22 protein-coding genes are annotated in these 21,187 nt (G+C 58.8%); 7 read left to right on the forward strand and 15 right to left on the reverse strand.

Features of this window, described 5'->3' with window-relative positions; translation table 11 throughout:
• Positions 1-59: 59 nt before the first annotated feature.
• Positions 60-1,649: a methyl-accepting chemotaxis protein gene (locus tag OSH03_RS01220; RefSeq protein ID WP_266178029.1), complete on the reverse strand. Its 1,590-nt coding sequence runs from the start codon at positions 1,647-1,649 to the stop codon at positions 60-62.
• A gap of 107 nt (positions 1,650-1,756) precedes the next feature.
• The gene (sad, locus tag OSH03_RS01225; protein ID WP_266178030.1) at positions 1,757-3,145 is read right to left on the reverse strand and encodes a succinate-semialdehyde dehydrogenase; all 1,389 of its coding nucleotides are present in this window, start codon (positions 3,143-3,145) and stop codon (positions 1,757-1,759) included.
• A 98-nt stretch (positions 3,146-3,243) separates the two neighbouring features.
• On the opposite strand from sad, the gene ptrR reads away from it, so the two are divergent.
• Positions 3,244-4,122 carry a putrescine utilization regulator PtrR gene (gene ptrR / locus OSH03_RS01230; protein WP_266178031.1) on the forward strand — a complete coding sequence of 293 codons (879 nt, stop codon included), beginning with the start codon at positions 3,244-3,246 and terminating at the stop codon, positions 4,120-4,122.
• On the opposite strand, the gene OSH03_RS01235 is transcribed toward ptrR, so the two are convergent.
• The 3 genes from OSH03_RS01235 to OSH03_RS01245 form a co-directional block, all read right to left on the reverse strand.
• Positions 4,076-4,558: a GNAT family N-acetyltransferase gene (locus OSH03_RS01235; protein ID WP_061098218.1), complete on the reverse strand. Its 483-nt coding sequence runs from the start codon at positions 4,556-4,558 to the stop codon at positions 4,076-4,078. The two genes, ptrR and OSH03_RS01235, sit on opposite strands and share 47 nt — an antisense overlap.
• Positions 4,559-4,649: 91 nt before the next feature.
• Positions 4,650-5,444, reverse strand: a complete 795-nt coding sequence (locus OSH03_RS01240; RefSeq protein ID WP_266178032.1) for a PhzF family phenazine biosynthesis protein — start codon at positions 5,442-5,444, stop codon at positions 4,650-4,652.
• 26 nt (positions 5,445-5,470) lie between these two features.
• Positions 5,471-6,259: a PhzF family phenazine biosynthesis protein gene (locus OSH03_RS01245; RefSeq protein WP_266178033.1), complete on the reverse strand. Its 789-nt coding sequence runs from the start codon at positions 6,257-6,259 to the stop codon at positions 5,471-5,473.
• A gap of 177 nt (positions 6,260-6,436) precedes the next feature.
• Between OSH03_RS01245 and OSH03_RS01250 the strand changes: the two genes are divergently transcribed.
• Positions 6,437-7,633, forward strand: a complete 1,197-nt coding sequence (locus tag OSH03_RS01250; protein WP_266178034.1) for a sugar transporter — start codon at positions 6,437-6,439, stop codon at positions 7,631-7,633.
• A 44-nt stretch (positions 7,634-7,677) separates the two neighbouring features.
• On the opposite strand, the gene OSH03_RS01255 is transcribed toward OSH03_RS01250, so the two are convergent.
• Positions 7,678-8,343, reverse strand: coding sequence for a MarC family NAAT transporter (locus OSH03_RS01255; protein WP_061098222.1), 666 nt, complete (start codon positions 8,341-8,343; stop codon positions 7,678-7,680).
• Between the two features lie 256 nt (positions 8,344-8,599).
• Here OSH03_RS01255 and marR point away from each other — a divergent pair, with 256 nt between their 5' ends.
• From marR to marB, 3 genes are read left to right on the forward strand one after another with little or no spacing between them, the layout of a single operon-like run.
• Positions 8,600-9,034, forward strand: coding sequence for a multiple antibiotic resistance transcriptional regulator MarR (gene marR / locus OSH03_RS01260; protein ID WP_028013139.1), 435 nt, complete (start codon positions 8,600-8,602; stop codon positions 9,032-9,034).
• A gap of 21 nt (positions 9,035-9,055) precedes the next feature.
• A complete protein-coding gene (marA, locus tag OSH03_RS01265; RefSeq protein ID WP_008502237.1) occupies positions 9,056-9,436 on the forward strand; it encodes an MDR efflux pump AcrAB transcriptional activator MarA in 381 nt (126 codons plus the stop codon).
• A gap of 33 nt (positions 9,437-9,469) precedes the next feature.
• Positions 9,470-9,688: a multiple antibiotic resistance protein MarB gene (marB, locus tag OSH03_RS01270; RefSeq protein ID WP_028013138.1), complete on the forward strand. Its 219-nt coding sequence runs from the start codon at positions 9,470-9,472 to the stop codon at positions 9,686-9,688.
• A gap of 38 nt (positions 9,689-9,726) precedes the next feature.
• Here the strand turns inward: marB and eamA are convergent, their stop codons facing one another.
• A complete protein-coding gene (eamA, locus tag OSH03_RS01275; RefSeq protein WP_253541985.1) occupies positions 9,727-10,626 on the reverse strand; it encodes an O-acetylserine/cysteine exporter in 900 nt (299 codons plus the stop codon).
• A gap of 195 nt (positions 10,627-10,821) precedes the next feature.
• Between eamA and ydeE the strand changes: the two genes are divergently transcribed.
• Positions 10,822-12,015: an efflux MFS transporter YdeE gene (gene ydeE, locus OSH03_RS01280; RefSeq protein WP_266178035.1), complete on the forward strand. Its 1,194-nt coding sequence runs from the start codon at positions 10,822-10,824 to the stop codon at positions 12,013-12,015.
• 46 nt (positions 12,016-12,061) lie between these two features.
• On the opposite strand, the gene zinT is transcribed toward ydeE, so the two are convergent.
• From zinT to OSH03_RS01320, 8 genes are all read right to left on the reverse strand, one after another.
• Positions 12,062-12,703, reverse strand: a complete 642-nt coding sequence (zinT, locus tag OSH03_RS01285; RefSeq protein WP_061098225.1) for a metal-binding protein ZinT — start codon at positions 12,701-12,703, stop codon at positions 12,062-12,064.
• 52 nt (positions 12,704-12,755) lie between these two features.
• The gene (gene urtE / locus OSH03_RS01290) at positions 12,756-13,454 is read right to left on the reverse strand and encodes an urea ABC transporter ATP-binding subunit UrtE (protein ID WP_266178621.1); all 699 of its coding nucleotides are present in this window, start codon (positions 13,452-13,454) and stop codon (positions 12,756-12,758) included.
• A gap of 9 nt (positions 13,455-13,463) precedes the next feature.
• Positions 13,464-14,261 carry an urea ABC transporter ATP-binding protein UrtD gene (urtD, locus tag OSH03_RS01295; RefSeq protein ID WP_266178036.1) on the reverse strand — a complete coding sequence of 266 codons (798 nt, stop codon included), beginning with the start codon at positions 14,259-14,261 and terminating at the stop codon, positions 13,464-13,466.
• Entirely contained in the window at positions 14,261-15,334 is a 1,074-nt protein-coding gene (gene urtC, locus OSH03_RS01300) for an urea ABC transporter permease subunit UrtC (protein ID WP_266178037.1), read from the reverse strand. The genes urtD and urtC overlap by 1 nt, the downstream gene beginning before the upstream one ends.
• A complete protein-coding gene (gene urtB / locus OSH03_RS01305) occupies positions 15,334-16,908 on the reverse strand; it encodes an urea ABC transporter permease subunit UrtB (RefSeq protein ID WP_266178038.1) in 1,575 nt (524 codons plus the stop codon). The genes urtC and urtB overlap by 1 nt, the downstream gene beginning before the upstream one ends.
• Before the next feature lie 24 nt (positions 16,909-16,932).
• Entirely contained in the window at positions 16,933-18,204 is a 1,272-nt protein-coding gene (gene urtA, locus OSH03_RS01310; protein ID WP_253541980.1) for an urea ABC transporter substrate-binding protein, read from the reverse strand.
• A gap of 202 nt (positions 18,205-18,406) precedes the next feature.
• Entirely contained in the window at positions 18,407-19,510 is a 1,104-nt protein-coding gene (locus tag OSH03_RS01315; RefSeq protein ID WP_266178039.1) for a cobalamin-independent methionine synthase II family protein, read from the reverse strand.
• Positions 19,511-19,666: 156 nt separating this feature from the next.
• Entirely contained in the window at positions 19,667-20,080 is a 414-nt protein-coding gene (locus OSH03_RS01320) for a rhodanese-like domain-containing protein (protein WP_266178040.1), read from the reverse strand.
• Between the two features lie 73 nt (positions 20,081-20,153).
• On the opposite strand from OSH03_RS01320, the gene ftrA reads away from it, so the two are divergent.
• Positions 20,154-21,161 carry a transcriptional regulator FtrA gene (gene ftrA, locus OSH03_RS01325; RefSeq protein ID WP_266178041.1) on the forward strand — a complete coding sequence of 336 codons (1,008 nt, stop codon included), beginning with the start codon at positions 20,154-20,156 and terminating at the stop codon, positions 21,159-21,161.
• The last annotated feature ends 26 nt before the right edge of the window (positions 21,162-21,187 follow it).

Below are 21,187 nucleotides of genomic sequence, written 5' to 3' on the forward strand. Positions count from 1 at the left end.
TTGCTCCTTGCCCTCAGGCTAAAACGGGCTGCGAGTATAACAGAGGCTAATGTATTGCGTCAGGCGCTAAGACGAAAACGCGAAACGGCCTGCAATAAAAGATCGGACTGCTTTTGCAGGCGTTCTGAGGCTTCCGAGGCGTCAGAGACCAGCAAATCCGTCTGGCGCGAGACCTGATTCAGCGCCTGAAGCTGGCGCGTCATCTGGTGGATACTTTCTCCCTGACTGAGCGTGGCGGTAGAGATTTCATTCAGCAAACTGCTTAAATTGCCCACCAGACCGGTAACCTGCTGCAAATTCTCTTCCATCAGATTCACGGCGCGGGAGCCGTCTTCAATGCCCTGTACGGAGCGGTTGATCAGCTCCTGAATGGTCTGCGTCGAGTGGCTGCTCTTTCGCGCCAGGAGCCCGACTTCCCGGGCGACGACGGCAAACCCGCGCCCCTGGTTCCCGGCATGGGCGGCCTCAATGGCGGCGTTCAGCGCCAGAATGTTAGTCTGAAACGCCACGCTGTCGATCATCGCCACGATCCCGCGCATCTCTGACGATCGCTCGACGATCGCCTGCATGGACGCATTCACGGTGGACATCATCTGGTCGCCTCCTACCGCGGCCTGACGCGCTTCATCCGCCCGCGAGCTGGCGAGTCGGGCATAGCCGGTATTCCCTTCCACGTGGGTTTCCAGCGCCGCGATATGCGTTGTCACCTCCTCTAGCTCCCTGGCCTGACGCGCCGACTGCTGATACAGCTTCTGGTTTCCCTCCGCCAGGGAGCCAATGTTCTCCACCATCGTGGCCGTGGCGTGGCTGACCTGGGTCACCAGCTGCTGCAGGCCCCGCTGCATGGTGGCAACGCTGTCGCTGAGCTGTCCCGTCTCCCGGTTAAAGCGCATGACGTTTGGCGGCGTGCCGGAGAGATCTCCGGCGGCCAGTTGGTTGATGTGCGCAATAAGCCGACGCAGCGGCGTAATCACCCACCTGGACATGCCGAACCAGACGGCTACGGCGATGGCGAGCAGCAGCACCGGCGCCAGCAGGAACAGCGTTTGCAGACCGGAGAGCTGCGCCATCAATGCCTGACGCCCCTGCATGGCCTGCTTCTCGCTGGCCTGCTGATAGCGCGCGTAGTTGTCGTTAAAGTCGGTCTGAAACGCCTGCGCCGGCACGGCAAAAAAGGCATCAATGGAGTTGGTTCTGACAAGCGCTTCCGATTGCTCTTTAATGGCATCGTAGAAAAGCTGATAGCTGTTAATCAGCGCCTCATCTTTTGGCGGGCTGAGCGCCAGCCACGCCTTCCACGCCTGCTGAGAAACCGCCAGCGACTTTTGCGCGTCGTCCATCAGGCTGTGCCAGCTTCCTTCCGAGCCGGTCTCTTTATCCTGCATAAACCAGACGCCGGAGCGGTTGAGCAGATCGCTCGCCGCCAGCAGGGAGACGCGCGCCAGATCCAGCTTGCTCTGCTGCTGATACGCCAGCAGGTTTTGCCGTTCATTGCGCTGAGCTTCCTTCAGGGAAGCGTTCAGCAGAAAGGATGAGGAGAGCTGCAGCGCGGAGAAAAGGCCAATAATACAAAAGATACCCGTCAGCAGGCCAAACTGGCGAGGGATAAGACGCTGCGCAATACGACGAAAAATTTGCGTTAGGTTCATAATTCTCTTCAGTAACAAGACGTTAGACGCGTGCGAGTCTACGAAACGAAAATGACAGAACCATTGCAGATAAATGACAACAGCCCTCGTGATGAGGGCCGAAAAAATTACACGCGATCCTTCCACACCGTCTGCACATTACAGAATTCGTGCAGCCCGAAATGGGAAAGCTCTCGGCCAAAGCCACTCTTCTTCACGCCGCCAAAGGCCACGCGCGCGTCGCTGGCGCTGTAACCGTTGATAAACACCCCGCCGCACTCCAGCTCGCGAGAGAATTTATCCGCAAGCGCTGCGTCGGCGGTGAAGACCGTGGCAGAGAGGCCAAAGTCGCTGTCGTTGGCAAGCGCCAGGGCGTGCGCCGCGTCTTTCGCAACCGTAATGGCCGCGACCGGACCAAACAGCTCCTGGCGGAAGGCCGTCATTGACGGGGTGACGTTCGCCAGCACGGTTGGCGCGTAATAATTCCCCTCACCGCTGATTTTCTCTCCCCCCAGTAGAAGCGTTGCCCCTTCTGCCAGGCTCGCCTGCACCTGCTGATGCAGTTCATCGCGCAGGTCATAGCGCGCCATCGGGCCAAGGTAGTTCTCTTCTTCATCGGGCGCGCCCATCTTTAACGCGGCGACGGCGTCAACGAAGCGTCGGGAAAAGGTATCTGCAATACCCGCTTCCACAATGAACCGTTTGGCCGCCGCGCACACCTGCCCGGTATTCTGGTAGCGCCCTGCTACCGCCGCCTTCACGGCAAGATCCAGGTCGGCGTCGTTGAGAACGATGAACGGGTCAGAGCCTCCCAGCTCAAGAACGCATTTTTTCAGCGCCGCCCCGGCCTGCGCGCCAATGGCGGCCCCGGCACGCACGCTGCCGGTCACGGTCACCGCCGCAATGCGGCGATCGTTAATCGCCTGGCTTACGCCGTCATTGGTAGCGTTCACCCAGCCGAACACGCCTTCAGGAAAACCGGCGTCCGCAAAAATCTGCGCGATAAGTTCCGCCGAGCCGAGCACGTTGGGGGCGTGTTTGAGCAGATAGCTGTTGCCCGCCAGCAGGATCGGCACCGCGCCGCGCAGCACCTGCCAGAGCGGGAAGTTCCACGGCATCACCGCCAGAATCGGACCCAGCGGGCGATACTCAATGACCGCGTTGTGATTCTCGACCTGCGTAGGTTCAGCATTCAGCATCGTCGGGCCATGTTCGGCATACCAGTCGCAGAGACCGGCTGATTTCGCCACTTCCGCCCGCGCCTGCTGAATGGGTTTTCCCATCTCGCGGGACATCATCCGGGCCATCTCTTCCGCCCGGCCGCGCAGCGCGGCGCCGAGATCCCGCAGCTTCTGCGCCCGGTGGGCTACGCTTTCGCGCCGCCACTGACGAAAGCCCGCATCAGCCAGCGCGACGGCACGTTCAACCTCTTCCTGCGTCGCCCACGGATACGAGGCGAGCGTTTCGCCCGTTGCAGGGTTAACGGACAGAGCATGTGTAGCAGATGAATATTTCATGATGTTCTCCACGCGTTTCGGTTGATTAAGTGTGGCTCACTCTGCTATTTCTTAAAAATGAATAATACTGACCACCTTATTCACGAAACGAGAATGCTATGGATTTAACCCAGCTTGAAATGTTTAACGCCGTCGCGCTGACGGGAAGCATCACCCATGCGGCGCAGAAGGTGCATCGCGTTCCTTCGAATCTGACGACCCGCATCCGCCAGCTGGAGGCCGATCTTGGCGTTGAGCTGTTTATTCGTGAAAACCAGCGTTTGCGCTTATCTCCCGCCGGACATAACTTCCTGCGCTACAGCAGGCAGATCCTGGCGCTGGTGGATGAAGCGCGCATGGTCGTCGCGGGCGATGAGCCGCAGGGGCTTTTTGCCCTCGGCGCGCTGGAGAGCACCGCCGCCGTGCGCATCCCTGAGACGCTGGCGCAGTTTAACCAGCGCTATCCGCGCATCCAGTTTGCCCTTTCTACCGGGCCGTCCGGGACGATGATTGATGGCGTACTGGAGGGAACCCTGAGCGCCGCCTTTGTCGACGGGCCGCTGTCGCACCCGGAGCTGGAGGGGATGCCGGTCTACCGGGAAGAGATGATGCTGGTCACCCCTGCCGGGCAGGCGGAGGTGACGCGCGCTGCGCAGGTGAGCGGCAGCGACGTTTATGCCTTTCGCGCAAACTGCTCGTATCGCCGGCACCTGGAGAGCTGGTTTCATGCAGACAGAGCCGCGCCGGGACGCATTCATGAGATGGAGTCCTATCACGGCATGCTCGCCTGCGTCATTGCGGGCGCGGGCATCGCGCTGATGCCGCGCTCAATGCTGGAGAGTATGCCTGGCCACCATCAGGTTGAAGCCTGGCCGCTGGCGGAAAACTGGCGCTGGCTCACCACCTGGCTGGTGTGGCGACGCGGGGCGATGACCCGCCAGCTGGAAGCGTTTATAGCGCTGCTAAACGAACGTCTTCAACCAGCGCCTTCTCCATAAACAGGCTGAGCGGGTCGTCAGCATACGGGGGAAAAGCCGGGCGCACATCGTATCCGCACTGTTCATAGAGACGAATCGCGGCGGGTTGTTTGATACCCGTCTCCAGGCGTACCGTGTGGCAGTGACGGCTCAGCGCCTCGTCTTCCAGGGCGGCCAGCAGCGTCTCTCCGAGATGCTGCCCACGATGGGCCGGATCGATATAGACCCGCTTCATCTCCCCCGTTCCGTCGCCGTTGAGCACGATGGCCCCGCAGCCCACGGCCTGTAGCTGCTGGTCGCGGACGATCATCAGGATGAGCGACGTTTCCGGCAGCGCAGCCAGATCGAGCAGATGATTGCTCTCAGCGGGATAGAGTTCGCTCTGATAGCGGTCAAGCGCCGCTATCAGTTTGAGAATGTCAGGATGACGGGCAGATTCAGAGGTAATGGAATACATGGCAGGCTCCTTGCTTGTTTTTTAGACTCAATTCCAACATAGCGCAGCCCTGCCAGGGTGCTTCATAGTATTAACTTATAGCCCTGTCCGGCTAGCGTAAGAAGATACGCCCTTTCAGATACAGCGTGGCCTGGCCGCCAATCAGCACGCGGTCGCCCTTCAGTTCACAGCGAAGATCCCCGCCGCGGTACGACACCTGGCGGGCGTTAAGCGACGTCTTACCCAGCCTTTCACTCCAGTAGGGGATCAGCATGCTGTGCGTGGACCCGGTAACCGGATCTTCCGGCACCCCTTCGCCCGGGCAGAAGAAGCGGCTGACGAAGTCATATTCCCCCTCGCCCGGCGCGGTCACGCAGACCATTTTATCCAGCGGAACCATCGCGCCAATATCCGGCGTTAGCGCCTCCACCTGCCGCTGACTCTCCAGCACCACGATGTAGTCTCGCCCGACGCGGACCTCTTTTGCCGCCGGGATGCCCAGCGTGCTAAACAGTGCTGGCGGTGGGTTATCAACGACCTCCGTCGACCACGCGGGGAAATTCAGCGTCAGCCAGTCGCCGCTGCGTTTGACCGTCAGCTCGCCCACGAAGCGCGTGGTAAAGTGGATTTCCGTATGCGGATAGTCCAGATACTCAAAAATAACGTGTGATGCCGCGAGGGTCGCATGGCCGCAGAGGTTAATTTCATGCAGCGTGGTGAACCAGCGCAGTTCAAATCCACCGTCGGTGCGCACAAAAAAGGCGGTTTCCGACTGGTTATGCTGCTGCGCCATTTTGAGAAGCGTCTCGTCCGGGAGCCACTCTTCCAGAGGACATACCGCTGCCGCGTTGCCGCCAAAGGTTTTGTCGCTGAAGGCATCCACCAGATAAAAATCAATTTCCCGCATTGTCTCTTCCTCTCTTGTTATCAGTTTTAGCGCAGATACACAGTGCCTTTCAGGTAGCACGACGCCTGACCGCTCATCAATACGCGCCCCCCTTTCAGCTCGCAGCGCACATCCCCGCCGCGCGCCGAGACCTGACGGGCAAACATCGCCGTTTTCCCCAGCTTTTCGCTCCAGTAGGGGATCAGCATCGTGTGCGCGGATCCGGTGACCGGATCTTCCGGAACGGAAACGCCCGGCGAGAAGAAGCGGCTGACAAAGTCATATTCCCCTTCGCCCGGTGCCGTCACGCTCACCTTATGCTCGCCCGGCATCATCGCCGAAAAGCGCGGGGCAAGCGCTTCAACCTGCTGGCGGTTTTCCAGCACAATCACCCAGGCGCGGCCTTTGCGGGCTTCAACGTAATCGCGGATACCGAGCGCCGCAAGCATCTCCGGCGGCGGCGTCTCTTCACGGGTCGGACACGCCGGGAAGTCCAGCGTCATCCACTCTCCCTCCCGGCTGACCGTCAGGCGGCCAGAGGCGGTATCAAAGTGGATCCGCGAGTCGGGGTAATCGAGTTCATTAAACAGAACGTGCGCGGCGGCCAGGGTGGCGTGGCCGCAGAGATTGACTTCAGTGAGCGTGGTAAACCAGCGTAGCTCAATGCCGCCTTTTGTGCAGACGAAAAATGCGGTTTCCGACTGGTTATGCTGCTGCGCCATTTTCAGTAACGTTTCATCCGGCAGCCATTCGTTCAGCGGACAAACCGCCGCGGGATTGCCGCCGAACGAGGTATCGCTGAACGCATCTACCAGATAAAAATCAATCTCCTGCATTGTCTTACCGCCCGTTTTTGCTGTGTTGTACTTTTATATTCAATGAAAACAGCGCCTCCGGCTACCGCTTTCATAAGGTAAATATTGAGATCTGCGTCACATAATGATTGAGTTTTCGCCGTTCGACGTTTTAAGATCGTCTCCTCTTCTTTCCAGCAACGAATCTCCGACATCCCTATGACAACGAACACAGTTTCCCGCAGAGTTGCGTGGCTACGCGTGGTCACGCTGGCCATTGCCGCGTTTATTTTTAACACCACAGAATTTGTTCCGGTTGGGCTGTTGTCTGACATAGCCGAAAGCTTCCAGATGGAAACGGCGCAGGTGGGCATTATGTTGACCATCTACGCCTGGGTGGTAGCGCTGATGTCGCTGCCGTTTATGCTGCTCACCAGCCAGATGGAGCGGCGCAGGCTGCTGATCGGCCTGTTTGCCCTGTTCATTGCCAGCCATGTCCTGTCGTTTATGGCGTGGAATTTTACGGTGCTGGTCATTAGCCGCATCGGCATTGCTTTTGCCCACGCGGTCTTCTGGTCGATCACCGCGTCGCTGGCTATTCGGCTCGCGCCGGCGGGTAAACGCGCCCAGGCCTTGAGCCTGATTGCCACCGGTACCGCGCTGGCGATGGTGCTGGGGCTGCCCATTGGCCGCATCGTGGGGCAGTACTTCGGCTGGCGTACCACCTTCTTCGCCATCGGCATGGGCGCGCTGGTGACGCTGGTGTGTCTGATTAAGCTGCTGCCAAAACTACCAAGCGAACACTCCGGCTCGTTGAAAAGCCTGCCGCTGTTGATGCGTCGCCCGGCGCTGCTGAGTATCTACCTGCTCACCGTTATCGTGGTCACCGCGCACTACACGGCGTACAGCTACATTGAACCGTTTGTGCAGGTGGTCGCGGGCTTTAGCGATAACTTTGCCACCCTCTTACTGCTCATCCTCGGCGGCGCGGGCATTATTGGCAGCGTGCTGTTCGGCAAACTGGGTAACCAGCATGCCTCCACGCTTGTGAGCAGCGCCATCGGCCTGCTGCTGGCGTGCCTGGTGCTGCTGCTGCCTGCGTCAGGCAGCGAAAGCCAGCTGGCGATCCTCAGCCTGTTCTGGGGCGTGGCGATCATGATTATTGGTCTCGGCATGCAGGTGAAAGTCCTGGCACTGGCGCCGGATGCCACGGACGTGGCGATGTCGCTGTTCTCGGGGATATTCAATCTGGGGATTGGCGCGGGGGCGCTGGTGGGCAATCAGATTAGCCTGCACGTGTCGATGTCCGCGATTGGCTATCTGGGGGCGATTCCGGCCCTGGTGGCGCTGATCTGGTCGGTACTCATCTTCCGCAAGTGGCCGGTGGCGCTGGAGGAACAGGGGCAGCACGGGTGACGTGTGCATGTGCCGGGTAAGCACAGCGCCACCCGGCAATCACATCAATGATAAGTCTTAATAATCTCCAGCACGCCGTTAATAATAAACTGCACGCCCATACAGACCAGCAAGAAGCCCATCAGGCGGGAAATCGCTTCGATACCGCCCTTGCCTACCCAGCGCATAATTGCACCGGAGCTGCGCAGCGACGCCCAGACGGTAAGCCCGATAATCGCAAAAATCAGCGGCGGCGCAACCGTCAGCACCCAGTCCGGGAAGGTTGCGCTGTCGCGCACCGTCGACGCGGAGCTGATGATCATCGCGATGGTACCCGGCCCTGCCGTGCTGGGCATAGCCAGCGGTACAAAAGCGATATTGGCACTCGGCTCAGTTTCCAGCTCTTCGGATTTACTGGCCGCCTCGGGCGACTCGTGTGCTTTTTGCGCCGGGAACAGCATGCGGAAACCGATAAATGCCACAATCAGCCCCCCGGCGATACGCAGGCCAGGGATGGAAATCCCGAAGGTGTTCATCACCAGCTGCCCGGCGTAATAGGCCACCATCATGATGGCAAATACATACACTGCAGCCATCATCGACTGATGATTGCGCTCGGCGCTGTTCATGTTCCCTGCCAGTCCGAGGAAAAGCGCCACCGTCGTTAACGGGTTAGCCAACGGCAGCAGTACCACCAGCCCAAGCCCAATTGCTTTAATCAAATCCAACATAGTGCGTCGTTGTCCTTATCCACATTTAACATCGCAATTATAGGGTGAAAGCATGACGTTCAGCCATGCGCGCAACGTAACGATTATTTTCTTCCGGTAAAGATAATCTGCCGTTATCTATATGATTTGAAAGCCTTCAAAAAGAGTTCATGAAACGTTTTAGCAATTCGTGGCATCGGCTGATTCATTCAGTTGACTTATACTTGCCTGAGCAATAATATCTGCCGTGATTAAACTACTTGCCAGGGCAACCATTGTGAAAAGCACCAGTGATATCTTTAACGACGTTGTTCCGCTGGGTCGTCTTATTCATATGGTTAACCAGAAAAAAGATCGCCTGCTCAATGACTACCTGTCACCGCTGGATATCACCGCAACACAGTTCAAAGTGCTGTGTTCCATTCGCTGCGAAGTGTGTATCACGCCGGTTGAGCTGAAAAAGGTGCTCTCTGTCGATCTGGGTGCGTTAACCCGCATGCTCGATCGTCTCGTCTGCAAAGGATGGGTAGAACGAAGCCCTAACCCGAATGACAAACGCGGCGTACTGGTCAGGCTCACCAGCGATGGTGCGGCTATGTGCGAGCAATGTCATCAATTAGTAGGACAAACACTGCATCAGGAACTAACAAAAAACTTAACGGCAGATGAAGTGGCAACCCTTGAGCTTTTGCTGAAGAAAATACTGCCGTAAACAGAAAAAAGAGGTATGACGATGTCCAGACGCAATACTGACGCTATCACTATTCATAGCATTTTGGACTGGATCGAAGATAACCTGGAATCGCCGCTCTCCCTTGAAAAAGTGTCAGAGCGTTCAGGTTACTCCAAATGGCACCTGCAACGGATGTTCAAAAAAGAGACCGGTCATTCATTAGGTCAATATATTCGCAGCCGCAAGCTGACGGAAATTGCCCAGAAGCTGAAAGAAAGCAATGAACCGATCCTTTATCTGGCGGAGCGTTACGGATTTGAATCACAGCAAACCCTCACGCGTACGTTCAAGAACTATTTTGACGTGCCGCCTCATAAGTACCGAATCACCAGCGTGCCGGGTGAATCCCGTTACCTGTATCCGTTAAAACACTGTAGTTAATCATCGCCTGTAAAAGACGTAACCGAGGAAAAAATGAAAGTTACCGCCTCCGCCGCCCTCGCCTTGCTGGTGCTGTTTTCCAGCCAGACCTTCGCGGAGCAAACCCCAGGTGCAACGCAGCAAAATAATCATGACACGATGATTTTGCCGTCAGCACATGACCAGTCGCCTTATGATTTCAACCACATGGGTGCTGGTAGCGACAAATCCGACGAATTAGGCGTGCCTTATTATAATCAGCACGGCCTCTGATTCGTTTTTGCCCCGCAGATGCGGGGCTTTTTTATGCCCTATCCCCTTACCCGCGCCGCCCGGCGAACCCGCAGGCCAAACACGTTGATGTACAGACCGGCCATGATCAGCACGGCACCGAGCAACTGCAGCGCGCTCAGCGTTTCATCCAGCAGTATAGCCGCACTGGCAAGCCCCACCACCGGAACCAGCAAAGACAGCGGCGCGACGCGCCAGGTCTCATAGCGCCCCAGCAGCGAGCCCCAGATCCCGTAGCCCACGATGGTGGCGACAAACGCCAGATAGATAAGAGAAAGGATCGTGGTCAGATCGATCTCGACCAGGCTTTTCAGCATCACCTCCGGGCCATCCAGAATAAACGACGCCGCCAGAAACGGGATTATCGGGATCAGTGCGCTCCAGACCACCAGGGACATCACCTGAGGCCTCGCCTCGTGCTGCATAATCAGCTTGTTGAAAATATTGCCGCACGCCCAGCTCAGCCCCGCCGCCAGCGTGAGCATAAACCCGAGCAGCGCCACATCCTGACCGTTCAAGCTGGCTTCAATCAGCACCAGCACGCCAAACACCGCGAGCGTTATCCCCGCCAGCTGTTTGCCCTGTAAACGTTCGCCAAAAACGAACGCGCCTAGAATGATGGTAAAGAACGCCTGCGCCTGTAGCACCAGCGAGGCAAGACCGGCCGGCATGCCGAACTTGATGGCGCAGAAGAGAAACGCGAACTGGCCAAAGCTGATGGTCAGACCGTAGCCCAGCAGGAGTTTCAACGGGATTTTCGGACGGGCGACGAAAAAGAGCGCCGGGAACGCCACCAGCATAAAACGCAAACCGGCCAGCATCAGCGGGGGCATGTTGTGCAATCCCAGCTTGATGACCACAAAATTGAGCCCCCATACCACGACCACCAGCAACGCCAGCAGTCCGTCTTTACGCGTCATACCCTGCCCCTGAATTATTAATAATTTGTTAACACTTCAAGGTAACAGAAAAAAGTGTGCCGCGAGAAGATCATTATTTCTGGCAGGCAGCTGAAGCACTTAGGGATAAATCGGGTGCTATACAAGCCCCTTATGTCATGGTAATCCTGTTAACACACGTCTAAAAAAAAGCATAAGCAACCGTCGGGAAGGAAAATGAAACCATCTCTCAGGCGCTCAACCGCAGCGCTGCTGGCATCGTCATTGTTATTAACCATCGGTCGGGGAGCAACGCTGCCGTTCATGACCATTTATCTCACGCGCGTGTTTAACATGAGCGTCGAGAATATTGGTTATGCCCTGACGATTGCGCTGACCGTTGGCGTGGTGTTCAGCCTGGGATTTGGCATTCTGGCCGATAAGTTTGATAAAAAACGCTACATGCTGATCGCGATCGTGGCTTTTATCGCCGGGTTTGTCGCAATCCCGCTGGTGGATAACGTCACCCTGGTGGTGCTGTTCTTTTCCCTCATCAACTGCGCCTATTCCGTCTTTTCGACGGTGCTGAAAGCCTGGTTCTCGGACGTGCTGACCTCCAGCCAGAAAGCGCGCGTCTTCTCGCTCAACTACAGCTTCCTGAACATTGGCTGGACGATCGGGCCGCCGATTGGCACCCTGCTGGTGATGTACAGCCTGCAGCTGCCGTTCTGGCTGGCGGCCTTCTGCGCCGCGCTGCCGCTCGGGTTTATTCATTTCTTCGTGCAAAAAAGCGTCGCGCTGGATACCGCCGAGGAAAAGATGCCCTGGCAGCCGTCGGTGCTCCTGAAAGACCGCGCCCTGTTCTGGTTCACCCTCTCCGGCCTGCTCGCGTCTTACGTGGGCGGATCGTTCGCCAGCTGCATTTCGCAGTACGTGCTGGCCGCCAATGCCGACAGCGATTTTGCCCAGAAGGTGGTCGCCGTGGTGCTGCCCGTTAACGCCGCCGTGGTGGTAACCCTGCAGTACGCGCTGGGGCGCAAGATCTCCGCCAGCAATATTCGGCCTTTAATGACCGCCGCAACGCTGTTTTTTATCCTGGGGCTGGGAGGCTTTATGCTCTCTGGGGAGAACCTGATTTACTGGGGCATCGCCGCCGCCATCTTTACGCTGGGTGAGATTATCTACGCACCGGGTGAATACATGCTGATCGACAACATCGCCCCGCCGGGGATGAAGGCGAGCTATTTTTCCGCGCAGGCGCTGGGCTGGCTCGGGGCGGCGGCAAACCCGATGATCACCGGCATTATCCTGACCCACCTGCCGCACTGGTCGCTGTTTGCAATCATGATGGTCGCCATCGTCATTGCCTGGCTGATGATTTTGCGGGGAATGAGCGTGAAGGCGTGGAACGAGTCACCCAAAGCGGCGTAGAGAATAGAGGCCGGGTAAGGCGTGGCCGCCACCCGGCAATAACGCATCAGTGGTGCAGCATTTCCTCCACCACCTGCTCTTTGTACATCTCGTTTGGATAATAGGTCGGCCAGTTATCCATCTCTTTCAGCAGCGCCTCGTGGGATGTGTTGCCCATAAAAATATGGAAGTGCGAAGAGGCTTTCGGCCCGATGATGTGGTCGCTGAACTGCACGAACTTCGGCGCCTTGCTGTCGGCATCCTTACACTCAAACAGATAGCGAACGCCTTTTTTGCCCGATGCGTAGGTCAGAATTTTGTAGCCGCTGTAAGCATACTGACAGCTGCTGACCGCCTTGCCTCTGTGGAATTCCATTACGTTATTTTCGATGCCGATGGCATCCACGTCCGTGGCATATCCCTTGCGGTAGTACGCTTTCACCTCGTCAAAGGTTTTGCTTTTATCCTTCTGCGCTTTCTGTTTGAAGACCGGATCCAGCGAGCCGTCCAGCAGGAACGGATAGACCGACTGCCAGGTGCCGTCCCAGTCGGACAACGCTCTGTCCTTTACGTCTTTATCCTCAAACACGCCGTTTGCCGCCTTCTGTTCCGCTTCGGTCATCTGATGGCCGTGCGAGTGAGCAAACAGCTGGCCGCTGACCAGCAGCGCCCCCAGAGTCATGGCAAATTTCCCAATATGTGCAGCCAAAGTAACGCCCTCATTCCGTTTTATAAAAATGAGGATGTTATATTATAACATTTCAGATCGCAACCAGTCCGCGAACGCCCTCCTGCTCCATATTTTCGCCCCTCCCGCGCTGGATTATGGTGCCGCGGGACATCAGGAGATAGCTGTCGGCCAGCTCGGCTGCAAAGTCGTAAAACTGCTCGACCAGCAGGATTGCCATATCGCCTCTGTTTGCCAGGGTGCGGATCACCTGGCCAATCTCTTTGATGACGGAAGGCTGTATGCCTTCGGTGGGTTCGTCCAGAATCAGCAGCTGCGGACGGCTCGCCAGCGCGCGACCAATCGCCAGCTGCTGCTGTTGCCCGCCGGAGAGATCGCCCCCGCGGCGGTGCTTCATCTCTTTGAGTACCGGGAACAGCTGCCAGATCTCGTCAGGAACCTGCTTTGCCACGCGGGCGGAAAAACGCGACAGCCCAAGCAGAAGGTTCTCTTCCACGGTCAGGCGCGGGAAAATCTCGCGGCCCTGTGGGACATACGCCACGCCAGACTGCACCCGCTGGTGCGGCCTGCTGTGGGTGATCGTTTTACCCTGCCAGATGACCTCCCCGGTTTTCGCCGGGATCAGCCCCATCAGGCACTTCAGCAGCGTGGTTTTCCCGACGCCGTTGCGCCCCAGCAGGCAGGTGACTTCACCGGTGGCGGCTTCAAAGCTCACGCCGCGCAGGATATGGCTGCCGCCGTAGTACTGATTCAGTTCGTTAACCTGTAACATCATCGCTCCTTAGCGCCCCAGATAGACCTCAATCACCTGCTCGTTGGCCTGCACCTCGCGAAGCGAGCCTTCCGCCAGCACGCGTCCCTGATGCAGTACCGTGACGTGGTCGGCAATCGTTTCAACAAAGCCCATGTCGTGCTCCACCACCATCAGGGAATGCTTGCCAGCCAGGGTTTTGAACAGCTCGGCGGTGTATTCCGTTTCCGCGTCGGTCATCCCGGCGGCGGGTTCATCCAGCAGCAGCAGGTGCGGGTCCTGCACCAGCAGCATGCCGATCTCCAGGAACTGCTTCTGCCCGTGCGAAAGCAGCCCCGCGCGACGGTCCCGCTCGCTGCCAAGGCGCAGAAGAACCAGCATCTCGTCAATGCGGTCCCGCTGCTCGCCGTTGAGTTTTGCCCGCAGGCTCGCCCAGACGGATTTATCGGTTTTCATGGCGATCTCAAGGTTCTCCCACACCGTCAGCGCTTCAAAGACCGTGGGCTTCTGGAATTTTCGGCCAATCCCCCGACGGGCAATGGCCGCAGGCTCCAGCGCGGTCAGGTCGATAGACTGGTCGTAAATGGCTCTCCCGCTCTTTGGCCGCGTTTTACCTGTAATCACGTCCATTAGCGTGGTTTTACCCGCCCCGTTGGGGCCAATCACGCAGCGCAGCTCGCCCACGCCGATATTCAGCGAGAGATCGGTCAGGGCCAGAAATCCATCAAAATTGACGTTGATGGCCTCAAGCTGAAGCACCGGGTCGGTCTGGTCCCGATAGCGATCGCCGGGCAACTGGCGGGTAAATAATCCTTCCGTTTGCTGCATTATTTCTCTCCCTTACGCAACAGACCGTAGACGCCGCGCGGCAGGAACAGCGTGACGGCAATAAAAATCAGCCCCAGAAACAGCTGCCAGTACTCCGGCATGGCGACGGTAAAGAAGCTCTTCGCCCCGTTCACCAGCGCCGCGCCAATCACCGGCCCCACCAGCGTGCCGCGCCCGCCCAGCGCCACCCAGATAGCGGCTTCTATTGAGTTGGTCGGCGACATCTCACCGGGGTTAATAATGCCGACCTGGGGAACGTACAGCGCCCCCGCCAGGCCGCACAGCACGGCAGAGAGCGTCCACACCAGCAGCTTGAACCCGCGCGGATCGTACCCGCAGAACGTCAGGCGGTTTTCCGCGTCGCGCACGGCGGTCAGGATGCGGCCAAACTTGCTCTTCGCCAGCGCGAATCCGGTGCCCAACGCCAGGAGCAGCAGCAGCACCGTCGCCAGAAACAGCGCGATGCGGGTGGCCGTTTCCGTCACCGAAAACCCGAGCAGCGTGGTAAAGCCGGTAAAGCCGTTATTGCCGCCAAAGCCGGTTTCGTTGCGAAAGAACAGCAGCATGCCCGCGTAGGTCAGCGCCTGGGTCATAATCGAGAAGTAGACACCTTTGATCTTCGAGCGGAAGGCAAACCAGCCAAACACCAGCGCCAGCAGGCCCGGCACCATCACGATTAGCACCAGCGCCCAGGCGAAGTGCTGGGTGCCCCACCAGAACCACGGCAGCTCGCTCCAGGAGAGAAACGACATAAACGCGGGCAGGCCGTCGCCTGACGCCTGGCGCATCAGGTACATGCCCATCGCATAGCCGCCCAGGGCGAAGAAGATGCCGTGTCCAAGAGAGAGCATCCCGGCGTAGCCCCACACCAGATCCAGCGCCACCGCAACGACGGCATAGCAGAGGATCTTGCCGATGAGCGTCAGCATCCAGGTCGACAGCGCCAGCGGATGCGTGGCGGGCAGCAGGGCGAAAAACGGTAATATCAGCAGACACGCCACCAGCAGGCTGCCGGCAATCTGCGTTACGCGCGGCGCTTTACGCGCCAGCGTTAAGGTCAGCGGCTGGCTCATCAGTCAATCACCCTCCCTTTCAGCGCAAACAGCCCCTGAGGGCGCTTCTGGATAAACAACACGATCGCCACCAGAATCACGATCTTGCCCAGCACCGCCCCCATCTGCGGCTCGAGGATTTTATTAAAAATGCCCAGCCCGAACGCTGCGGCCACGCTGCCTGCCAGCTGGCCTACGCCACCGAGAACGACAACGAGGAACGAGTCGATTATGTAACCCTGACCAAGCTCCGGCCCGACGTTACCAAGCTGGGATAACGCCACGCCGCCTAACCCGGCGATCCCTGAGCCCAGCCCGAACGCCAGCATATCGACGCGCCCGGTCGGTACCCCGCAGCAGGCGGCCATGCTGCGGTTTTGCGTCACCGCGCGCACGTTCAGGCCAAGACGCGTTTTATTCAGAATCAGCCAGGTGAACAACAGCACCAGCAGCACGAAGCCCAGCACCACAATGCGGTTCCACGGCAGCGTCAGGTTGGCAAAAACCTGTACCCCGCCGGAAAGCCATGCCGGGTTTGCCACCTCCAGGTTCTGGGCGCCAAAGGTCATGCGCACCAGCTGGATGAGCATCAGGCTGATCCCCCACGTCGCCAGCAGCGTTTCCAGCGGGCGACCGTACAGGTGACGGATCACGGTGCGCTCCAGCACCATTCCGATGCCCGCCGTCACGCAGAACGCCACCGGCAGCGCGATAACGGGATAGAGCGCCAGCCACTGGGGCGCAAGCCCGGCCATTGCCTGCTGCACCATCCACGTGGCGTACGCCCCCAGCATCAGCATCTCGCCGTGCGCCATATTGATAACGCCCAGCAGACCGTAGGTGATCGCGAGCCCAAGCGCGGCCAGCAGCAGCACCGACCCCAGAGAAAGTCCCATAAACGCCTGGCCCAGCAGATCGCCCCACATCAGGCGATGCGTAATCTGGCTAAGGCTCTCTTCTGCGGCCGCGCGCACGCCGGCGTCCGGCTCGGTCTGCGCCTGGGTAAATGGCGTGAGTCTGGACTGCACGTCCGGATCGTCTGACTGGCCCAGCAGTTCAACGGCCCTGCGGCGCACCTCCGGCTGCGGGCTCGCCAGCTGGAGGTTTGCCACCGCCAGCTGCAGCGCCTGACGCGCTACGGCGTCCGTTTCATCCCCGGCGCGCTTTTCCAGAAAAGCGAGCATGTCGGGCTGGGCATCACGCTGGAGCTGACGGGCTGCAGCCCGCCTTTCTGTGACGCTGTCACTAACAAGCTGGTGCGTGGCAATGGCCGTTGCAGCCAGCACGCGCAGCCGGTTGGTCAGGCGTACGGCTTTGGTTTGCCCTTCGGCCGCGCGGGCGTCACCGAGCGAAATTATTTCGCCGTTACGCTTCGCAAAGGCGTGCTTTTGGCTGTCGGTATACAGGTTTTCCTTTTGCAGGGACTGAAGCAGCGGAAGCCTGGCGGCATCCGGCGCGGCGGCCCACTGCGCGAGGAGTTCCGCCTGCTGTCCGCGGCTGGCGGCAACAAAACGATCGGCATCCGATGCCTGCGCCATCCCTGGCAGCAGTCCGGAAAGCCATACAAGAGCGATGAACATGCGCATGGCGTTCATGACGTTTCTCCCTGAGGCAATGGCTTAGTTGCTGGCGGTTTTCATCGGCTGGTCGGGCTTTTTGTCATTCCCGGCGATGAACGGACTCCACGGCTGGGCGCGCACCGGCTGCTCCGTCTGCCAGACCACGTTGAACTGGCCGTTACCTTCGATTTCACCGATCATGACCGGCTTATGCAGATGATGGTTGGTAGCATCCATGGTGAGCGTAAAGCCAGACGGCGCCTTAAACGACTGACCGGCCATCGCCGCACGCACCTTATCCACGTCGGTGGTGCCCGCTTTTTCAACCGCCTGCGCCCACATATGGATACCCACATACGTGGCTTCCATCGGATCGTTTGTGACGACGGTATCGGCATTCGGCAGCTTGTGCGCCTTCGCATAGGCTTTGTAATCCGCCACAAATGCCTGGTTGGTTGGGTTATCCACGGATTCAAAGTAGTTCCACGCCGCCAGGTTGCCTACCAGCGGTTTGGTGTCGATCCCGCGCAGCTCTTCTTCGCCTACGGAGAACGCCACCACCGGCACGTCGGTGGCCTTCAGCCCCTGGTTAGCCAGCTCTTTGTAGAACGGCACGTTGGAGTCGCCGTTGATGGTCGATACCACGGCGGTTTTGCCGCCTGCGGAGAATTTCTTGATGTTGGCGACGATGGTCTGGTAGTCGCTATGGCCAAACGGGGTGTAAACCTCTTCGATGTCCTTATCCTCAACGCCTTTCGAATGCAGGAAGGCGCGCAGGATCTTGTTGGTGGTGCGCGGGTAAACGTAGTCGGTACCCAGCAGGAAGAAGCGCTTCGCCCCGCCGCCGTCCTCGCTCATCAGGTATTCCACCGCCGGGATGGCCTGCTGGTTCGGCGCCGCGCCGGTATAGAAAACGTTTGGCGACATCTCTTCGCCTTCATACTGCACCGGATAGAACAGCAGGCCGTTCAGCTCCTCAAACACCGGCAGCACGGATTTGCGCGAAACCGACGTCCAGCAGCCGAACACCACGGCCACTTTATCCTGGCTCAGCAGCTGGCGCGCCTTCTCGGCAAACAGCGGCCAGTTTGAGGCCGGATCCACCACCACTGGCTCCAGTTTTTTACCCAGCACGCCGCCTTTAGCGTTGATCTCGTCGATGGTCATCAGGGCGACGTCCTTCAGCGGGGTTTCGGAGATGGCCATCGTGCCGGACAGAGAGTGCATGATCCCCACTTTGATGGTATCGGCCGCCTGCACGCCAAAACTCATTCCCATCGCCGCGACGGATGCGGATAACGCAAAGGCTTTTAATAAGGTACGACGCTGCATATTTTCACTCCTGAAAAAGAACGCTGTGCGAAAACGTCCGTTACGGCATGGACGCGGAAATAAAGGTGTCAGCGAAGCAGGAGCAAAAAGGATGCCAGGATGAAAAACGCGCTATTGCAGGAGACAGAAGGCAGGATGTAAAGAGAACGACTCAGAATGGCACAGCGCTGCACTTTTATAATGCAGCGCTGTACCGGAGGAATTACCAGACCTCGCTGGCGATCTGCGTCACCAGGCGGACCTTATCCCACTGCTGGGACTCGCTCAGGCTGTTGCCCTCTTCGGTGGAGGCAAAGCCGCACTGCGGGCTGAGGCAGATCTGCTCTTTCGCCACGTATTTCGCCGCCTCTTCCAGACGGGCCTTCACGCCTTTCGGGTTCTCCAGCTCACCGTTTTTCGTGGTGATCAGGCCTAGCACCACCTGCTGCTTGCCCGGGCGAACGAAGCGCAGCGGCGCGAAGTCCCCGCTGCGGTCGTTATCATATTCGAGGAAGAAGGCGTCAACGTTAACCGTCCCGAACAGCACCTCCGCCACCGGCTCGTAGCCGCCTTCGGAAATCCAGGTTGAACGGAAGTTACCGCGACAGACGTGCAGCCCGATGGTCAGATCCTCCGGCTTGCCTTCCAGGGCCTTGTTCAGCACGCGGGCGTAGATTTGCGCCAGCTCATCGGCATCGTCGCCGCGCTCGCGGATCTGACGGCGCTGGTCGTCCGAGCAGAGATAGGCCCAGACGGTGTCGTCCAGCTGCAGATAACGGCAGCCCGCTTCGTAGAATGCGCGGATGGCGTCGCGCCAGGTAGTCGCCAGATCGTCGAAATAGTCGTTCAGATCCGGGTACACCGTCGCGTCGATGTCTTTGCGCCCGCCGCGGAAATGGAGCACGCTTGGGCTGGGAATGGTCATCTTCGGCTGGGCACTGCCGCTGATGCTTTTCAGATAGCGGAAGTCTTCCAGCATCGGGTGGTCGCCAAAGCCCAGCTTGCCGGTCACGCGCACGCCGTGGGCTTTGGTTTGCACTCCGTTGAACTGAATCCCCTGCTGTGAATCGTAACGCTCAACGCCCTGAAGACCGTCGAAGAAATCGAAGTGCCACCAGGCGCGGCGAAATTCACCGTCGGTCACCACATGCAGGCCACACGCGCACTGCTGCTCTACGACGTGGCGAATGGCCTCGTCCTCCACCGCACGAAGCTGTCCGGCATCAATCTCGCCGCTGGCGAACTTCAGGCGCGCCTGCTTAACGGCATCCGGACGTAAAAAGCTGCCGACTACGTCGGCGCGGTATGGGGCGTGCTGTCGTTGCATGGAAATCTCCTCAGTCTGCCGGTAATAATTGCCCGCGGTGATAATTCATCATTTGAATCTTTAGACTTCTGGATGTCTAAATGTCCAAAAAAGATGTCATACCTGACCGATTCCGGCAAACGAGAAAATTTCACGGGTGTTGAAAAAAATTCATCTTCACAGCGCGGCCTCATGCGCCTGGCTGGCAAACGCGTAGCGTTCATCTTCCCAGCCGGTGATGCCCCCGAGCATGATTTTGACCGGCAGTCCGAGACGCGCCAGCTTCAGCGCCGCCCTGTCCGCGCCGTTACAGTGGGGCCCCGCACAATACACGACAAACAGCGTCCCCTCCGGCCATTGGGACATCCGATCAGCGGTGATCTGGCTCCAGGGCATATGCAGCGCGCCCGGCACGTGGCGGCGGGCAAACTGCTCCGGGCTCCCCACCACGTGCAGCAGCACGAAGTCCTGCTCGTTATTGGCGATGGCATGATGCACGTCGGCGCAGTCGGTTTCGACGCTCAGGCGACGCAGAAAATGGGTAACGGCTTCCTGCGGCTCGGCAGCCGGAAATTCAGTAACATAGCTCATGATCCTTCCTCATCTTTGGCGTTTGTGTTAACACTACTCTATCCACAAATTCAGCCCGTGAATGCGCTCGCTTATGCCAGAAAACAGCAAAAAGATGACAAACTTAAGACAGGTTATCCGCCCGCAGGTGGTAGTGCTGGCGTATGACGGGCTGTGTACCTTTGAGTTTGGCGTGGCGGTTGAGATTTTTGGCCTGCCGCGTCCGGAGCTGGGCGACGACTGGTACCGTTTTGCGGTGGCGAGCGTGGATAGCGGAGAACTGCGGGCGACCGGCGGGATCCGCATCGTTGCCGATGGGGACTTGAGCCTGCTTGAATCGGCGGATCTGATCGTGGTTCCCGGCTGGCGGGGGCTGGACTCACCGGTTCCTCCGGCGCTCTGCGAGGCGCTGCGCCAGGCCAGCGCGCGAGGATGTCAACTGCTGTCCATCTGCTCGGGCGCGTTCGTGCTGGCCGCTGCGGGGCTGCTGAACGGCCGCAAAGCCACGACGCACTGGCGCTACATTGACGCGCTTAAGGCCCGCTACCCTGACATCGAGGTGGTTGAGGACGTGCTCTACCAGGACGAAGGCGATATCCTGACGTCCGCAGGCAGCGCGGCGGGAATCGATCTCTGTCTGCACGTCGTCCGGCGGGACTATGGCATGGAAACCGCCAACAGCGTGGCGCGACGGCTGGTGATCCCCCCTCACCGGGATGGTTCACAGCCGCAGCAGCTGAGCCGCCCGGTGGCGCAGCTGCGGGAGAGCCAGCGCCTGGGCCAGCTGTTTGATTTTCTGCACACGCACCTCGTCGAGCCGCACAGCGTCGACTCGCTGGCGCGTCGGGTCGGCATGAGCCAGCGCACCTTTCTTCGTCGCTTCGAGGCGGCAACGGGCACGACGCCCGCACGCTGGCTGCTCAACGAGCGCCTGCTGAGAGCAAAAGATTATCTGGAGAGCAGCCGTTTAAGCATCGACAGCATCGCTGAACAGACCGGGTTTGGTCAGGCGTCGACGCTGCGCCATCATTTTCGCCAGCAGTTCGCGCTGTCTCCGGCCCAGTATCGTAAACAGTTTTCACGTTCCGATCCTGCCCGCTAGCGGTAAAAGCGCAAAAAAAAACCGCC

The sequence above is a fragment of the Enterobacter nematophilus genome (assembly GCF_026344075.1).
Lineage (GTDB): Bacteria > Pseudomonadota > Gammaproteobacteria > Enterobacterales > Enterobacteriaceae > Enterobacter > Enterobacter nematophilus.

Coding starts and splice junctions, on each gene's coding strand:
- OSH03_RS01220 (WP_266178029.1), bottom strand. CDS start 1,649: ATGAACCTAACGCAAATTTTTCGTCGTATTGCGCAGCGTCTTATCCCT.
- sad (WP_266178030.1), bottom strand. CDS start 3,145: ATGAAATATTCATCTGCTACACATGCTCTGTCCGTTAACCCTGCAACG.
- ptrR (WP_266178031.1), top strand. CDS start 3,244: ATGGATTTAACCCAGCTTGAAATGTTTAACGCCGTCGCGCTGACGGGA.
- OSH03_RS01235 (WP_061098218.1), bottom strand. CDS start 4,558: ATGTATTCCATTACCTCTGAATCTGCCCGTCATCCTGACATTCTCAAA.
- OSH03_RS01240 (WP_266178032.1), bottom strand. CDS start 5,444: ATGCGGGAAATTGATTTTTATCTGGTGGATGCCTTCAGCGACAAAACC.
- OSH03_RS01245 (WP_266178033.1), bottom strand. CDS start 6,259: ATGCAGGAGATTGATTTTTATCTGGTAGATGCGTTCAGCGATACCTCG.
- OSH03_RS01250 (WP_266178034.1), top strand. CDS start 6,437: ATGACAACGAACACAGTTTCCCGCAGAGTTGCGTGGCTACGCGTGGTC.
- OSH03_RS01255 (WP_061098222.1), bottom strand. CDS start 8,343: ATGTTGGATTTGATTAAAGCAATTGGGCTTGGGCTGGTGGTACTGCTG.
- marA (WP_008502237.1), top strand. CDS start 9,056: ATGTCCAGACGCAATACTGACGCTATCACTATTCATAGCATTTTGGAC.
- marB (WP_028013138.1), top strand. CDS start 9,470: ATGAAAGTTACCGCCTCCGCCGCCCTCGCCTTGCTGGTGCTGTTTTCC.
- eamA (WP_253541985.1), bottom strand. CDS start 10,626: ATGACGCGTAAAGACGGACTGCTGGCGTTGCTGGTGGTCGTGGTATGG.
- ydeE (WP_266178035.1), top strand. CDS start 10,822: ATGAAACCATCTCTCAGGCGCTCAACCGCAGCGCTGCTGGCATCGTCA.
- urtE (WP_266178621.1), bottom strand. CDS start 13,454: ATGTTACAGGTTAACGAACTGAATCAGTACTACGGCGGCAGCCATATC.
- urtD (WP_266178036.1), bottom strand. CDS start 14,261: ATGCAGCAAACGGAAGGATTATTTACCCGCCAGTTGCCCGGCGATCGC.
- urtC (WP_266178037.1), bottom strand. CDS start 15,334: ATGAGCCAGCCGCTGACCTTAACGCTGGCGCGTAAAGCGCCGCGCGTA.
- urtB (WP_266178038.1), bottom strand. CDS start 16,908: ATGAACGCCATGCGCATGTTCATCGCTCTTGTATGGCTTTCCGGACTG.
- urtA (WP_253541980.1), bottom strand. CDS start 18,204: ATGCAGCGTCGTACCTTATTAAAAGCCTTTGCGTTATCCGCATCCGTC.
- OSH03_RS01315 (WP_266178039.1), bottom strand. CDS start 19,510: ATGCAACGACAGCACGCCCCATACCGCGCCGACGTAGTCGGCAGCTTT.
- OSH03_RS01320 (WP_266178040.1), bottom strand. CDS start 20,080: ATGAGCTATGTTACTGAATTTCCGGCTGCCGAGCCGCAGGAAGCCGTT.
- ftrA (WP_266178041.1), top strand. CDS start 20,154: ATGCCAGAAAACAGCAAAAAGATGACAAACTTAAGACAGGTTATCCGC.